The sequence below is a fragment of the Streptomyces sp. NPDC002958 genome (assembly GCF_055563255.1).
This window is the reverse complement of sequence record NZ_JBVHDS010000001.1, coordinates 35016-48612: the sequence shown is the minus strand read 5'-3', so window position 1 is coordinate 48612 and position 13597 is coordinate 35016. Positions and strand designations below refer to the sequence as shown.

Sequence of the window (13597 nt, the reverse complement as noted above, 5' to 3'; positions counted from 1 at the left end):
AATACCGGCCCGGGTTCGAGCCCCGATACCGGCCCGGGTCCGATCCCCGATACAGGCCCGGGTTCGAGTCCGGGGCCGTGTCCGCTTCCCTGTACCCCGGTCCCTTCGCCGCCGCTCACGGCCACCGTGCGGGCCGCCAGCGCGACACCGATGTCCGACTCCACCGTGCGGCACCTCAGCGACACCACACCGTCCCCCTCCGTACCGGTCACCCAGCCGGTGAGGTGCCGGTTCGACAGACCCCGGTACCGCGCGACACCGGAGTTGCGGACATCGCCGTCGATCCCCGCCTCCACCTCGATCGCGCCCGTCCAGCCCTCCGCCCGGAACACCGTGTGCAAGGCGGCGAGATGCGGATCGCCCATGTGCACCAGACGGCACTGCTCCACACGCAGCACTCTGCCCGCCCCGTCCTCGTAGACGGATCGGCGCGTCAGCGTGCCCCCGCGCAGATCGAGTGACTGACCGTGTTCCGCGAGGTGCGCGTGGTCCGGGGAGAGCCATGGTCCCGGGGTGCTGCCGGCAGGGTGGATGCGGTAGCGCAGCGGCAGCCAGTTCGGCAGGTTGACCAGGTCCTCGTTCTCCACCCGGCGGCCCCGGACCGAGGAGGTCAGCCGGTTGTAGCAGCCCGCCGCGTAGGTGCCGGGGTAGTGCGACCGGCCCTCGGATGTCTCGGATGCGGCTCCACGGGTGGCGAAGTACCCGTTGCCTAGGGTGCACAGCGCCTCGCGCAGCCGTTCCTCCTGCGGGTCGTACCCCTCGTACGACCAGGTCCACGCCCGTGCCATCAGTCGCCCCCGGCCATCAGCAGGTCCCCCGGATCGGCCACCACGATGTCGGCACCGTGGCGGCGCAGCGCGGCGGCGCTGGTGAAGCTGCCCGTACGGTCCACGCCGACCACGAGTCCGAAGCCACCGCGCCGCCCGGCCTCGACCCCGGCCAGCGCGTCCTCCACCACGGCCGTGTCCTGGACCGGGGTCCGCAGGCGTCTCGCCGCCTCGGCGAAGAGCGCTGGGTCCGGTTTCCCCGGCAGCCGCAGTCGGCGCGCCTCGTTCCCGTCGACCACGGCATCGAACCGGTCGATGAGGCCGGCCCGCGCCAGCAGTTCCGTGGCGTGCCGGGACGCGGAGACGGCGGCACAGGGCACCTGTTCGCCGCACAGTACATCGAGGAGACGGACCGTGCCGGGCCAGACGTCGACCGGGTCGGTGCGCAGGCTCTGCGTGAACAGCTCGTCCTTGCGGGCAGCGATGGCCCATGCCGTCGTGGTTCCCGGCGGGTCATCGGGGTCGCCCTCGGGAAGGTCGAGTCCCCTCGATGCCAGGAACGCCGCTGCACCGTCCTTCCGCGACCGGCCGTCGACATGGCGCAGATAGTCGTCGACGGGGTCGAAGGGCCGCTGTCCTGCGACGGCCGACAGACAGGCGTCGAACGCCTTCTTCCAGGCTGCGGCGTGCCGCCGGGCGGAGTCGGTGATCACTCCGTCCGTGTCGAAGACCACGGCCCGCACGGAGCGCAGGCACGGTGCCAGGGGCGGTGCGGCTGCCATGACCGGGGCGGTCCCTTCGTCAGGGGCTCTTCTTCATGGCACCACGGTTGCGGCGTACGGGCGCGGCGTGGGCTCAGTACGGCATGTGGACTCCGTACGGCATGACTCCGTACGGCATGTGGACTCCGTACGACATCAGGGGGCAGGCTCTGGGACCCCGTCCGGGGCACGGGACCGTTCGGCCCTGATGCGTTCCGTCAGCGCCGGACGACGGAACCCGAAAGACAAATGACCCATACCGCCCAGGCGTCGTCTGTTCCATGCTGAAGAGAGGACCATCGACCGTTCCCGATCCCGGGGAGTTCCGATGCTCAGCCAGACACTCGACGACAGGACGCTGACCGACCTCGTCGCCGATGCCACCGCCGCCCCGTCCATGCACAACGCCCAGCCCTGGCAGTTCCGCTACACACGCGCCGGCCGGACTTTCACGCTCCGGGCGGACCTCGACCGCGCGATGCCGGAGGCCGACCCCTCCACCCGCGCACTGCACGTCGGCTGCGGCGCGGCCCTGCTGAACCTGCGGGTGTCCGCCGCCCACCACGGCCTGCACGCGGTCACCGCACTGCTGCCCGAACCGTCGGAACCCGCCCTCCTGGCCACCGTCCGTCTCGGCTTCCGCCCCGACGCTCCGCAACGGCCCGCGGACGAAGCGCTCGCCGCTCTCCACCCCGCGATCCGGGAGCGGCACACCAGTCGCTATCCGTTCGACGACCAGGCGGTCCCCGAGGACATCCGCGCGCGCCTCTCCGACGAGGCCCGTATCGAGGGCGCGGACTTCGCGTTCCTGGTCCCGCCGCATCTGGAGACCGTGCTCGAATTGATACGGGACGCCGAGGGATACAACCGCGGGGATCCGGGCCGGGAAGCGGAGCAGGAGCACTGGACCCGGGACACGAAGACCGAGGCGCCCGTCGACGGAATCCCGGATTACGCCTTCGGCCCCCGCGACGCCGCCGAGCGGGCGACCACCCGTGATTTCGCGGGAACCGGAGTGCTCGGGGGCCGGGCACGCGTCCCGTTCGAGAAGCGGCCGCAGCTGGCCCTGCTGAGCACCCCGGGCGACCGCTCCGTGGACTGGCTGCGCGCCGGTCAGGCCCTGGAACGTGTCCTGCTCACCGCCGCGCTCCACAACGTGTCCACCTCGTTCGCGACCCAGCCCATCGAATGGCCGGACCTGCGATGGCTCCTGCGCGACCCGGTCTTCGGCACGGGGCACGCACAGATGATCGTCCGCCTGGGATACGGGCCCAAGGGACCGCGCACACCGCGCCGTCCCTTGAACCAGGTGCTGACGGTCGAACCGTAGAAACGTGAGGACGTACGCGACAACGTACGCCCGGACATACGCCCGAGCCCGGGTTGATCAGCACGAAAGGCGGTGGGAGCGATGCGGCTCCCCGTAGTCGTCGGAGTGGACGGATCGGTGGGCAGTCTCCGTGCCCTGGACTGGGCGGCGGCGGAAGCGGCGCGCTCACGGCTCCCCCTGCGCGTCGTCCACGCATCGCTGTGGGAACGCTACGAAGGCCTGCACCCCGCTCCGGACACCGAACGGACCACCGAACAGATCCTCGCCGAACAGCTCGTCACCGCCGCTCAGGAACGCGCGCGACGGCTCGGACCCGAGATGGACGTGGTGGTGGCCGTACAGCCCGAGGACCCGGTGGCCGCGCTCGTCAGGGAGAGCCACAAGGCAACCCTTGTCGTCCTCGGATCCCGCGGCCGGGGCCGGATCACCGAGATGCTCCTGGGGTCCGTCAGCCTCACGCTCGCCAACCGGTCCCACTGCCCGGTCGTGGTGGTCCCGGCGAGGACGCCCAGCACCCCGCCGCAGTCCGGCCGCGTCGTCGTCGGGATCGGCAGCGCCGCAGGACCGTCGGCAGCCGCCGTCTTCGCACTCGGCCAGGCGGCATCACGCCACGGCGAGCTGATCGCCGTGCGGGCCTGGCGCGCCCCCGCCCACCACGCCATGTCCCATCCGCTCCTCTCGGGTTCCCCCGCCTCAGCACACCAGCAGCAGGCTGAGGAACACCTCGAGGACGTCCTGTCGGCACTGGACCGGACCGGTTCCTCCGACGTCGCCATCCACAGGTCGGTGGTGCAGGGACCGGCGCACCAGGAATTGATCGAAGCCGCCGCAGGTGCGGAGCTGCTGGTCGTCGGCGCCCGGCGGAGCAGCGGGCGGCACGGACGTCACCTGGGCCCGGTGAACCACGCAATGCTGCACCACGCGCCCTGCCCAGTCGCCGTCGTCCCTGATACGTACCTTTCGTCCCGGGCCTGAGAGCCTGTCGGGTGACCTCCGACCGGAGAGTCGGGTGGTCTCCGACCGGAGAGCGGACGCGGTCCGGTCCGTGCGACTCCAAGGCGGAGGAGGGAATCAACGCGAAGGGCGGCCTCTACGACAGCCCGGGTGCACCACCGGACGCGCACGCTCCGGCCGTCGGCGTCACGCGCCGGGAGGCCGCCAGCCCGGGTCCCGGCCGGTCAGCGCCAGCACCTTCTCGAAGGGCCGAGCCCCGTCCGGTACGGGGTGGGGATCGCCGAACACCTTCGCCTCCCGGGCCATCGGTGCCATCGCGGCCAGTTGGGGACCGATCTCGCCCAGCACCGCATCGTCCGGAACGAACTCCTGGCCGGTGGCGCGCGCCAGGTCCCAGACATGAACGGTCAGGTCGCCCAGCACCATGTTCCCGACGGTCCTGGCCGGGAGCCCCATGGCCCCCGTCGTCCCCTCGTCGGCGCCGGGCACGGCCCAGGCCGCCACCAGCTTGGCCGCCTCCTCACCGAAACGGGCCCGCCAGTCCCCCGTGACGACGTCCGGCATCTCTCCGAAGTCGGCCTGTTCCCTGGCCGCCAGGGCCTGGAAGTTGACGACCACCTGGAAGAGATGGTTGATCAGGGCCCGTACGTCGTACTCCGTGCACGGCGTGGGATCTGCCAGACTCTTGTCGTCGATGCCGACCATCACGGGAACGGCCTGCCCGGCGGCCGCTTCCAGCAACTCGCTGATTTTCTTCATGCTTCGACCCTGCATGCCAGGTCCGCCCGGCGCTTGAAGAAACGCGACACCGCCCGCCACGGAGTACGGCGCACCGTAGGATCGCCGCCATGGCTGGTCCGCGACGCGATACCCGGGGAATCGTCGACGCCCCCGACCTCTTCGCGCAGGTGCGTTTCCGCCGCCGCGAACCCGCCCCCGCGCTGCGGCCGTACCTGGAGCACTACTGGCTCATCGACTGGGACCTGCCGGCTCCGTACGCCTCTCATCTGGTGCCGCACCCGTCCGTGAACCTGGTCTTCCAGCGGTACGGGACCGGCGAGGGCCACGGCACCGGGTCCGTGGAGGTCTCGGGCATCGGTCTGGAGCTCTTCACGCAACAGCTGGAGGGCCGGGGGCGGGTCTGCGGGGTGCAGTTCCGGCCCGGCGGATTCCGCCCGTTCGCCCCGGACCGGCCGGTCTCCGAGTGGACGGGGCGGCGGCTCCCCGCGGACGAGGTGTTCGCCCCGCCCGCCCCGCCGTCGGCCGTGCTGGACCCAACGGACGAGGACGCGCGGGTGGCGGCGCTCGACGCGTATCTGCTGGCGATCGGCCCGGAACCGGACCCGCAGGCCGACCACGCGATGGCCCTGGTCGACCTGGTTCGTACGGACCGCGCGATGCGCCGTGTCGACGAACTCGCCCGCGCCGAAGGGCTGTCGTCGCGCTCGCTCCAGCGGCTCTTCGCCGCGTACGTCGGCGTCGGCCCCAAGTGGGTCATCCTCCGCTACCGCATCCACGAGGCGTTGGAGCGGGCCGAGTCGGACCCGGAGGTGAACTGGGCGGAACTCGCCGCGGAGCTCGGCTACAGCGACCAGGCCCACCTGGTCAGGGACTTCACGGCGACGGTCGGTGTCCCGCCGACGGCGTTCGCCCCGCACCGATGACCCGGGGATCCGTGTCCGGCTGCCCGAGCGCCGTCCGGCTGTCAGTGCCGCGTCCTACAGTTCTGGCATGCGACGCATCGCTTCATCATCCGTACAGATCGAGCCCTGGTCGGACGTCGACCTGGAGCTGCTCCGCCGCGCCAACGCACCGGAGCTGATGGACCATCTGGGCGGCCCCGAGACGGAGGAGCAGCTCATAGCGCGTCATGAGCGCTATGTGGCGATGAGCGCGGGCCGGACGGGCGGTGGCAGGATGTTCCGCATCACCCTGGCCGGTGGGGATGAGCCCGTGGGCACGATCGGCTTCTGGGAGCGGACCTGGCAGGGCCGGGAGGTGTACGAGACGGGCTGGGCCGTCCTCCCCGGCCACCAGGGCCTGGGCATCGCGACGGCTGCCACGACGGCCGTCGCCGAACAGGCCCGCGCCGAACGCATTCACCGCTATCTGCACGCCTATCCTTCCGTCGACAACGGCGCGTCGAACGCGGTGTGCCGCAAGGCGGGCTTCACCCTGATCGGTACGTGCGACTTCGAGTACCCGCCCGGCCACGCGCTGCTCACGAACGACTGGCAGCTGGACCTCACGCCGGACGCCCCGGACGCGGGACGCTGACTTCGGCGCGCACCCGGGCCCTCGGGCTCAATCCAGATCAAGGACCTTGTCGAAGTTGAACGCGACGATGTCCAGCCGCTCCCGCAGGTAGAAGCGGTGGGCGTCGGTGCGCTGCGTGCCCGAGTCCAGGCTGAGGTGCAGACAGCCGGCCTCCCTGGCCCGCCCTTCGAGATGCCCGAGGAGCCGGCGGCCGACGCCGGTGGAACGGGCGCCTTCGACGGTGACCAGGTCGTCGACGTACAACTTCCGAATCTGGCTGGTGTTGTCGACGATGCGCCAGCCGGCCGCGGCCACACAGGCACCCTCGTCGTCGTAGACGGCGCTGAACCGCAGCCCCTGTGCGTGCCCCTTCTCATACACCTCCCGGAAGAGGTCCTCGGTGAGATGGGGGCGGAGTTCGCGCAGGACGGGAAGCAGGTCACCGGCCAGTCGGTCATCGCCAGGTTCGAGATCGAGGATCTGCATGCGGGAACTGTAGGCCCCGGAGCGGCGCGGGGTCTTGCACGGACACCCCACCCATCGATCAAATGGTGGGCAACACACCATCCATTAGCCCGACTTCACGAACGAGCCTCTGCCCGACCAACCGACTGTCATGACTGACTGACTGACTGACTGACTGACGGGGAACAACCCGATGTTGCTGGCACACATCAGCGATCTGCATCTCGACGGCACCGCCCGGGCCACGGACCGGGCCACCCGAGTGGTGGCGTACCTCAACTCCCTGACCCGGCAACCGGATGCGGTCCTGGTCACCGGAGACATCACGGACCACGGCGCCCCCGAGGAGTACGCGGAGGCGGCCCGACTGCTGGCCGCACTCAACGCGCCCGCCTACCCGTGCCCGGGCAACCACGATGACCGAAGCACCTACCGCAAGATCCTGCTGGCCGACGAACCGGACGACGGGGTACATCCGGCCGCCCCTATCAACCGGCTGCACCACGTGTCCGGTTACGCCCTGCTGCTCTGCGACTCGACCATCCCCGGCGAGGATGCGGGACGTTTCGACGACGAAACCTTGGACTGGCTGGCGCGCACCCTCGACGACCTGGGCGACACCCCGGCGATCCCCGCGTTCCACCACCCCCCGGCCGCGGTCCGCCACCCGCGTCTGGACTCGATGAACCTGACCAACGCAGCCCGGTTCGCCGAACTCCTCGCCGAGCACCCCACTGCCGACGTCCCGGCGATCCTGACCGGACACGCGCACACCGCGATGGCAGCGGCCTTCGCCGGACGGCCCCTGCTCGTGGCGCCCGGAGTCGTGTCGACGCTGCGACTGCCCTGGGAGAGCGGCGAAGGGCTGACCGACCGGGTGGCCCCGCCCGGGGTGGCCTTCCATGTCCTGGACGAGGGCGACCGGGGCGCGGGCGGGCGCATCACCACGCACTACCGCGTCGTGCCGTAGCCGCCGCCCCCACACCGCACGCACCGCACCCTGCCCTGCCCTGCCCTGCCCTGCACCGCACCCGCACCCGCACCCGCACCGCACCGCACCGCACCGACATTGAAATTCCCGACAGTCGCAGCCACCCGCAGTTACCCACAGTCACCCGCAGTCACCGGAAGGCCCCGTACGCCCCGGCATCGAAACCCCTGGCTCGCGCACCCCGCCCGATGACATCCTGACGGGGTGAACGGACCCGAGATCCACCTCAAAGTCGCTCCCGAGCTGCGACTCTTCGTCGCGCACGCACGCCGCCGGGGACGCAGCGCCGTGACGACCGACGGCTCCTCCACCCTCGGCCATGTCGTGGAGTCGCTCGGCATCCCGCTCACCGAGGCCGGACAGCTCCTGGTCGACGGCCGCCCCGTATCCGTCTCACACATCCCGGGTGCTGGCGAGCTGGTCGAGGTACGCGCCGTGGAACGCCCCCAGCGCGTCCCGGGCGCACCCCTGCGGTTCCTGCTCGACGTCCACCTCGGCACGCTCGCCCGGCGGCTGCGGCTGCTGGGTGTCGATGCGGCGTACGAGAGCGAGGACATCGGCGATGCCGCGCTGGCCGCCCGGTCGGCGGACGAGCGCCGCGTACTGCTCTCCCGGGACCGCGGATTGCTGCACCGGCGGGAGATCTGGGCCGGGGCGTACGTCTACAGCGACCGGCCCGAGGACCAACTGCGTGACGTACTGGAGCGGTTCACCCCGCATCTGGCCCCCTGGACCAGATGCACCGCCTGCAACGGCCCCCTGAAGGCCGCCGACAAGGACTCCGTCAGGAAGCATCTGGAACACGGCACCCGCCGCTCGTACGACGTCTTCGCGCAGTGCACGGAGTGCGACCGTGTCTACTGGCGGGGCGCCCACCACACCCACCTGGACGCGATCGTCACGCAAGCGCTGCACGACTTCGCGCCCACTCCCCCGGACGACGCCGAGGAGGATGTCCGCGACCGGGCGCCATCACGCCCGTCCGGAGCCGAAGGCTGAGGGGCCACCCTCCCGCAACGCCGTGACCTGCAGCGCACTCAGCTCAACCGTCCGCCGCATATGGGCAATGCGCAGAGCCACTTCGTCATCGTCGTAGGCCTCGAACATCGCCGCCCACGCCCCGTTCAGTCGCTCCCACACCGCACCGATCTCCGCCGTCCGCTCCGGCACGGTCGCGACGAGCACCCTCCGCCGGTCGCCGCGACCGCGCTACGGCCGCTCGGCGGTCAGATAGCGCTGAACGGTGGGCGCGAGCCAAGCGATCACCTCCTCGCGCGGCATCGAGGCGGCGGGCGCGACCCTCAGGACGTAGCGCACGAGCGCCATCCCCAGGATCTGCGAGGCGACGAGGGCCGCACGGCGCGGGGCGTCGGCCGGATCGGGACAGACGCCGGCCGCTACCGGACCGAGCTGCTCGGCGAAGACCGCCCTCATCCGCTCGGCGCCCGCGTCGTTGGTGACACCGACCCTGAGCAGGCCCGTGAGCACGTCGTCGCCCTCCCAGCGGTCCAGGAAGTGCGCGACGAGGACAGCACCGATGTGCTTGCCCGGTATCGCCCCCAGCTCGGGCATCCGAAGGTCGATCGCGGTCGCGGCGGCGAACAGCCCCTCCTTGTTGCCGTAGTAGCGCATGACCATCGACGGGTCGATGTTCGCGTCGCGGGCGATGGCCCGGATGGTCGCGCGCTCGTACCCGTCGGCAGCGAACCGCTCGCGCGCGGCTTCGAGAATCGCAGCCCTGGTGGCATCCGAGCGGCGGGGGGCAACAGCGCGCTTCGTCGTCATGCCAACGACTGTAGGCCAACAGCTGTTGACATGCCAATCACGACAGGACTACCGTTGCCAACAAGTGTTGACCAACGCTTGTTGGCGCGAAGGTGACCGATGACGAACGGGCCCAGGAGGCAGACATGACCACCACCCCGAGCACCGCACCCGACACCGTCGACGTACTCGTCGTGGGCGCAGGCCCCACCGGCCTGCTCCTCGCGGGCGACCTCGCCGCCCAGGGCCTCTCGGTCACGCTCGTGGAGCGCCGCCCGCACGAGACCAGCAACATGACGCGCGCCTTCGCCGTACACGCCCGCACACTCGAACTGCTCGACACCCGCGGCCTCGCCGACGAACTCATCAAGACGGGCACGCCCCTCTCCACCCTGCGCTTCTTCGGCAAGCTCTCGCTCGACCTCTCCCGGCTGCACACCCGCTTCCCCTTCGTGCTGATCACTCCGCAGTACGAGGTGGAGCGCCTGCTGGAGCGCCGCGCCCGCACCGCGGGCGTCCACTTCCGGTACGGCACGGAGCTGACCGCGCTCCGCCAGAGCCCCGCCTCGGACACCGTGACCGCCGAACTGCGTGAGGCGGACGGCAGCCGGACCACGGCCGGCGCCCACTACCTCGTCGGCACCGACGGAGTACGCAGCCGAGTGCGTCAGGCACTCGGCCTCCCCTTCCCCGGCGAATCCGTGATCCGGTCGCTCGTCCTCGCCGACGTCCGCCTCGCCGAGGAACCCCCCTGCCTCCTGACGGTCAACGGCGTGGGAGACGCCTTCGCGTTCATCATCCCCTTCGGCGACGGCTGGTACCGCGTGATGGGCTGGAACCGCGAGCACCAGGCCGCCGACAGCGACCCCATCGACCTCGACGAACTGCGCGAAACCACCCGCCTCGTCCTCGGTTCCGACTACGGCATGCACGACGCGCGCTGGATCTCCCGCTTCCACAGCGACGAGCGCCAGGTGCCCGCCTACCGCACCGGCCGGGTCTTCCTCGCCGGAGATGCAGCCCACGTCCACTCACCCGCAGGCGGCCAGGGCATGAACACCGGCCTCCAGGACGCCGCCAACCTCTCCTGGAAGCTCGCCGCCGTACTGCACGGACACACGGCCGCACCGGAGGCACTGCTCGACAGCTATCACGCCGAACGGCACCCGGTCGGCACCATGGTGCTCCGCTCCAGCGGTGCACTCGTCCGCCTCGCCATGGCCGGCACCCCGCTCCAGCGGACGGTCCGGGCACTCGCCGCCAAGGCGCTGGCCACGATCCGGCCCGCCTGCGACAAGGCCATAGGCCTGATCTCCGGCATCTCGATCGCCTACGCGGCCCCGCGTGGCGCCCACCCCCTCACCGCGAAGCGCGCCCCGGACCTGAGCCTGCGGGAGGGCCGCCTCCACCAACTGTTGCGCGACGGCACATTCGTCCTCGTCACCCCCGCCGGCGCCGCCACCCCCGCATCAACGACTCCCTTGGTGCACGCCCACTGGAGGGGCGATCGCACCACCACCCTGCTCGTCCGCCCCGACGGCTACATCGCCTGGGCGAGTGACCACGCCGAACCGGCGGCCCTGCGGGCCGCGCTCACCCGATGAGCATCCGACCCGCACCCACGGCGCACGCGGCGTCCGCATCTCGAGCGACACCGCCCCTTCGCACCATGGCACGCTGCTTCCATGCTCGTCGCCCGCTCAGTCGCCCTGTTCGCCATCGCCGCACTCTTCGAGATCGGCGGCGCCTGGCTCGTCTGGCAGGGCATACGTGAGCACCGGGGCTGGATCTGGATCGGCGCGGGTGTCATCGCGCTCGGTGCCTACGGTTGCGTCGCCACACTCCAGCCGGACGGCGAGTTCGGCCGCATCCTCGCCGCGTACGGCGGTGTCTTCGTCGCCGGCTCGATCGCCTGGGGCATGGTCGCCGACGGCTACCGCCCCGACCGCTGGGACGTGATCGGCGCGCTGATCTGCCTGGTCGGCATGGCCGTGATCATGTACGCCCCCCGCAACCACTGACCGCACGCCTGCTTATCCTGGGCCCGCACCGATCAGCTGCCCGAGGAGTCCACCATGGCCGCCACCCCGATCGCCGTCATCACCGGAGCGAGCAGCGGCATCGGCGCCGCGACCGCTCGACAGCTGGCCGCCGCCGGCTACCGCGTAGTCCTCACCGCTCGCCGCAAGGACCGCATCGAGGCGCTCGCCGCCGAGATCAACGAGGCGGGCCACCAGGCGACGGCCTACACCCTGGATGTCACCGACCGCGATGCGGTGGACGAGTTCGCCACGGCGTTCCGTACCCTCGCCGTCCTCGTCAACAACGCCGGCGGCGCACTCGGCGCCGACCCCGTCGCCACCGGCGACCCCGCCGACTGGCGCCAGATGTACGAGACGAACGTCATCGGCACGCTCAACGTCACCCAGGCCCTGCTCCCCGCCCTCACCGAGGGCGGCGACGGCACGGTGGTGATCCTCTCCTCCACCGCGGGCCTCTCCACCTACGAGGGCGGCGGCGGCTACGTGGCCGCCAAGCACGGCGAACACGTCCTGGCCGAGACCCTCCGCCTGGAGATCGTAGGCACCCCGGTCCGCGTCATCGAGGTCGCCCCCGGCATGGTCAAGACGGAGGAGTTCGCCACGACCCGCTTCCGCGGCGACACCGAAAGGGCGGCAAAGGTCTACGCGGGCGTCGAGGCCCCCCTGACCGCCGAGGACGTGGCCGACACCATCACCTGGGCCGTCACACGCCCCAGCCACGTCAACATCGACCTCCTGGTGGTCCGCCCCCGCGCCCAGGCCTCCAACTCCAAGGTCCACCGCACCGCCTGAACCCGGCAGAAAACAGAAGGAGCCCCGGACGCACAACCCGCGCCCAGGGCTTTTCCGTGCGAAGACGCTGCTACTGAAAGCCCCTTCCGCCCAAAGGCCCTTCCAGTCCCGTCCCGCGCAAAGGGCCTCAGCCCTTCACGCACACAACCTGCTTGAGCTTGGCGACGACCTCCACCAGGTCCCGCTGCTGCTCGATGACCTGCTCGATCGGCTTGTACGCGGCTGGGATCTCATCCACGACACCGGAGTCCTTACGGCACTCCACGCCCCGCGTCTGATCCTCCAGGTCCCGCGTCGAGAAGCGCCGCTTCGCCGCGTTACGGCTCATCTTCCGGCCGGCGCCGTGCGAGGCCGAGTTGAAGGACTTCTCGTTTCCGAGACCCTTCACGATGTACGAGCCGGTGCCCATCGAGCCCGGGATGATCCCGAAGTCCCCGGAACCCGCACGGATCGCGCCCTTCCGCGTGACCAGCAGGTCCATGCCCTCGTACCGCTCCTCCGCCACATAGTTGTGGTGGCAGGAGATGACCGGTTCGAAGGTGACCTTGGCCTTCTTGAACTCCTTGCGGATCACGTTCTGGAAGAGCGCCATCATGATGGCGCGGTTGTACTTCGCGTACTCCTGCGCCCAGAACAGGTCGTTCCGGTACGCCGCCATCTGCGGCGTGTCGGCGATGAACACGGCCAGGTCTCGGTCGATCAGGTCCTGGTTGTGCGGCAGCTTCTGCGCCTGCCCGATGTGGAAGTCGGCCAGTTCCTTGCCGATGTTCCGCGATCCGGAGTGCAGCATCAGCCAGACCGAACCCGACTCATCGAGACAGAACTCGACGAAGTGATTTCCCGATCCGAGCGTTCCCATCTGCTTCGTTGCACGTTCCTGACGGAATTTAACCGCATCGGCCACCCCGTCGAACCGCGTCCAGAAGTCGTCCCAGCCCGGCGCCCGGAAGCCGTACAGCCGGTCCGGCTCCACGGCCTCGTCGTGCATGCCACGGCCCACCGGAATGGCCTGCTCGATCTTCGACCGCAGTCGGGACAGGTCGCCCGGCAGGTCATTGGCCGTCAGGGAGGTCTTCACCGCGGACATTCCGCAGCCTATGTCCACGCCCACCGCCGCCGGACAGACCGCGCCGTGCATCGCGATCACCGAACCGACCGTCGCCCCCTTGCCGAAGTGGACGTCCGGCATGACGGCGAGACCCTTGATCCAGGGCAAGGTGGCCACATTGCGCAGCTGCTGCATCGCGACGTCCTCGACCGAGACCGGGTCGGCCCACATACGGATCGGAACCTTCGCGCCCGGCACCTCTACATACGACATAGTTCCTCGATTCCCCCGAAAAGCCAGAAAGCGCAAAACCGGTGCCAAGATCGGCAAACGAGTCGGTCGACCGGCATTCCCAGCGGCGCGTGCGATACACATTGTGTCCATCGGCCGTCATCGAGCGGCAACCGTTTTTCGCACGAAGGGAGCC

The 13597-nt window shown here is 70.4% G+C and carries 14 protein-coding genes and 2 pseudogenes; 9 read left to right on the top strand and 7 right to left on the bottom strand.

What is annotated here, in order from left to right:
- Positions 1–113 precede the first annotated feature (113 nt).
- Positions 114–788 (bottom strand): annotated as a pseudogene (locus tag ACZ3IC_RS00255) (glycoside hydrolase family 65 protein); the annotation flags it as partial.
- Positions 788–1549, bottom strand: a complete 762-nt coding sequence (locus ACZ3IC_RS00250) for an HAD family hydrolase (RefSeq protein WP_467411144.1) — start codon at positions 1547–1549, stop codon at positions 788–790. The gene ACZ3IC_RS00250 and the pseudogene ACZ3IC_RS00255, both read right to left, overlap by 1 nt.
- 307 nt (positions 1550–1856) lie before the next feature.
- Here ACZ3IC_RS00250 and ACZ3IC_RS00245 point away from each other — a divergent pair, with 307 nt between their 5' ends.
- The gene (locus tag ACZ3IC_RS00245) at positions 1857–2858 is read left to right on the top strand and encodes an Acg family FMN-binding oxidoreductase (protein ID WP_467411142.1); all 1002 of its coding nucleotides are present in this window, start codon (positions 1857–1859) and stop codon (positions 2856–2858) included.
- Between the two features lie 81 nt (positions 2859–2939).
- A complete protein-coding gene (locus tag ACZ3IC_RS00240) occupies positions 2940–3833 on the top strand; it encodes a universal stress protein (protein ID WP_467411141.1) in 894 nt (297 codons plus the stop codon).
- Positions 3834–3998: 165 nt separating this feature from the next.
- Here ACZ3IC_RS00240 and ACZ3IC_RS00235 read toward each other — a convergent pair whose 3' ends face one another.
- The gene (locus ACZ3IC_RS00235) at positions 3999–4571 is read right to left on the bottom strand and encodes a TIGR03086 family metal-binding protein (RefSeq protein ID WP_467411140.1); all 573 of its coding nucleotides are present in this window, start codon (positions 4569–4571) and stop codon (positions 3999–4001) included.
- An 89-nt stretch (positions 4572–4660) separates the two neighbouring features.
- Here ACZ3IC_RS00235 and ACZ3IC_RS00230 point away from each other — a divergent pair, with 89 nt between their 5' ends.
- Together ACZ3IC_RS00230 and ACZ3IC_RS00225 are read left to right on the top strand one after the other, a co-directional pair.
- On the top strand, positions 4661–5476 hold the full coding sequence (locus ACZ3IC_RS00230) for a DUF6597 domain-containing transcriptional factor (protein ID WP_467411138.1): 816 nt from the start codon (positions 4661–4663) through the stop codon (positions 5474–5476).
- A 67-nt stretch (positions 5477–5543) separates the two neighbouring features.
- The gene (locus tag ACZ3IC_RS00225; RefSeq protein WP_467411137.1) at positions 5544–6089 is read left to right on the top strand and encodes a GNAT family N-acetyltransferase; all 546 of its coding nucleotides are present in this window, start codon (positions 5544–5546) and stop codon (positions 6087–6089) included.
- Between the two features lie 27 nt (positions 6090–6116).
- Here the strand turns inward: ACZ3IC_RS00225 and ACZ3IC_RS00220 are convergent, their stop codons facing one another.
- Positions 6117–6554: a GNAT family N-acetyltransferase gene (locus tag ACZ3IC_RS00220; protein WP_467411135.1), complete on the bottom strand. Its 438-nt coding sequence runs from the start codon at positions 6552–6554 to the stop codon at positions 6117–6119.
- Between the two features lie 172 nt (positions 6555–6726).
- Between ACZ3IC_RS00220 and ACZ3IC_RS00215 the strand changes: the two genes are divergently transcribed.
- The gene (locus ACZ3IC_RS00215; protein ID WP_467411134.1) at positions 6727–7503 is read left to right on the top strand and encodes a metallophosphoesterase; all 777 of its coding nucleotides are present in this window, start codon (positions 6727–6729) and stop codon (positions 7501–7503) included.
- Between the two features lie 225 nt (positions 7504–7728).
- Entirely contained in the window at positions 7729–8523 is a 795-nt protein-coding gene (locus ACZ3IC_RS00210) for a Mut7-C RNAse domain-containing protein (protein ID WP_467411132.1), read from the top strand.
- Here the strand turns inward: ACZ3IC_RS00210 and ACZ3IC_RS00205 are convergent.
- Together ACZ3IC_RS00205 and ACZ3IC_RS00200 are read right to left on the bottom strand one after the other, a co-directional pair.
- A pseudogene (locus tag ACZ3IC_RS00205) lies at positions 8497–8733 on the bottom strand (MarR family transcriptional regulator); the annotation flags it as partial. The gene ACZ3IC_RS00210 and the pseudogene ACZ3IC_RS00205 sit on opposite strands and share 27 nt — an antisense overlap.
- On the bottom strand, positions 8734–9309 hold the full coding sequence (locus ACZ3IC_RS00200) for a TetR/AcrR family transcriptional regulator (RefSeq protein WP_467411131.1): 576 nt from the start codon (positions 9307–9309) through the stop codon (positions 8734–8736).
- A 125-nt stretch (positions 9310–9434) separates the two neighbouring features.
- Between ACZ3IC_RS00200 and ACZ3IC_RS00195 the strand changes: the two genes are divergently transcribed.
- From ACZ3IC_RS00195 to ACZ3IC_RS00185, 3 genes are all read left to right on the top strand, one after another.
- Complete coding sequence (locus ACZ3IC_RS00195; protein ID WP_467411129.1) at positions 9435–10892, top strand: FAD-dependent oxidoreductase; 1458 nt, start codon at positions 9435–9437, stop codon at positions 10890–10892.
- An 81-nt stretch (positions 10893–10973) separates the two neighbouring features.
- A complete protein-coding gene (locus ACZ3IC_RS00190; RefSeq protein WP_467411128.1) occupies positions 10974–11309 on the top strand; it encodes a YnfA family protein in 336 nt (111 codons plus the stop codon).
- 54 nt (positions 11310–11363) lie between these two features.
- The gene (locus tag ACZ3IC_RS00185; protein ID WP_467411126.1) at positions 11364–12122 is read left to right on the top strand and encodes an SDR family NAD(P)-dependent oxidoreductase; all 759 of its coding nucleotides are present in this window, start codon (positions 11364–11366) and stop codon (positions 12120–12122) included.
- A gap of 127 nt (positions 12123–12249) precedes the next feature.
- Here ACZ3IC_RS00185 and ACZ3IC_RS00180 read toward each other — a convergent pair whose 3' ends face one another.
- Entirely contained in the window at positions 12250–13443 is a 1194-nt protein-coding gene (locus ACZ3IC_RS00180; RefSeq protein WP_467411125.1) for an RtcB family protein, read from the bottom strand.
- Positions 13444–13597: the final 154 nt, after the last annotated feature.

What these genes read in the sequence shown, in the direction of transcription:
- ACZ3IC_RS00250 (WP_467411144.1), bottom strand. Translation starts at nt 1,549, where the DNA reads ATGGCAGCCGCACCGCCCCTGGCACCGTGCCTGCGCTCCGTGCGGGCC.
- ACZ3IC_RS00245 (WP_467411142.1), top strand. Translation starts at nt 1,857, where the DNA reads ATGCTCAGCCAGACACTCGACGACAGGACGCTGACCGACCTCGTCGCC.
- ACZ3IC_RS00240 (WP_467411141.1), top strand. Translation starts at nt 2,940, where the DNA reads ATGCGGCTCCCCGTAGTCGTCGGAGTGGACGGATCGGTGGGCAGTCTC.
- ACZ3IC_RS00235 (WP_467411140.1), bottom strand. Translation starts at nt 4,571, where the DNA reads ATGAAGAAAATCAGCGAGTTGCTGGAAGCGGCCGCCGGGCAGGCCGTT.
- ACZ3IC_RS00230 (WP_467411138.1), top strand. Translation starts at nt 4,661, where the DNA reads ATGGCTGGTCCGCGACGCGATACCCGGGGAATCGTCGACGCCCCCGAC.
- ACZ3IC_RS00225 (WP_467411137.1), top strand. Translation starts at nt 5,544, where the DNA reads ATGCGACGCATCGCTTCATCATCCGTACAGATCGAGCCCTGGTCGGAC.
- ACZ3IC_RS00220 (WP_467411135.1), bottom strand. Translation starts at nt 6,554, where the DNA reads ATGCAGATCCTCGATCTCGAACCTGGCGATGACCGACTGGCCGGTGAC.
- ACZ3IC_RS00215 (WP_467411134.1), top strand. Translation starts at nt 6,727, where the DNA reads ATGTTGCTGGCACACATCAGCGATCTGCATCTCGACGGCACCGCCCGG.
- ACZ3IC_RS00200 (WP_467411131.1), bottom strand. Translation starts at nt 9,309, where the DNA reads ATGACGACGAAGCGCGCTGTTGCCCCCCGCCGCTCGGATGCCACCAGG.
- ACZ3IC_RS00195 (WP_467411129.1), top strand. Translation starts at nt 9,435, where the DNA reads ATGACCACCACCCCGAGCACCGCACCCGACACCGTCGACGTACTCGTC.
- ACZ3IC_RS00190 (WP_467411128.1), top strand. Translation starts at nt 10,974, where the DNA reads ATGCTCGTCGCCCGCTCAGTCGCCCTGTTCGCCATCGCCGCACTCTTC.
- ACZ3IC_RS00185 (WP_467411126.1), top strand. Translation starts at nt 11,364, where the DNA reads ATGGCCGCCACCCCGATCGCCGTCATCACCGGAGCGAGCAGCGGCATC.
- ACZ3IC_RS00180 (WP_467411125.1), bottom strand. Translation starts at nt 13,443, where the DNA reads ATGTCGTATGTAGAGGTGCCGGGCGCGAAGGTTCCGATCCGTATGTGG.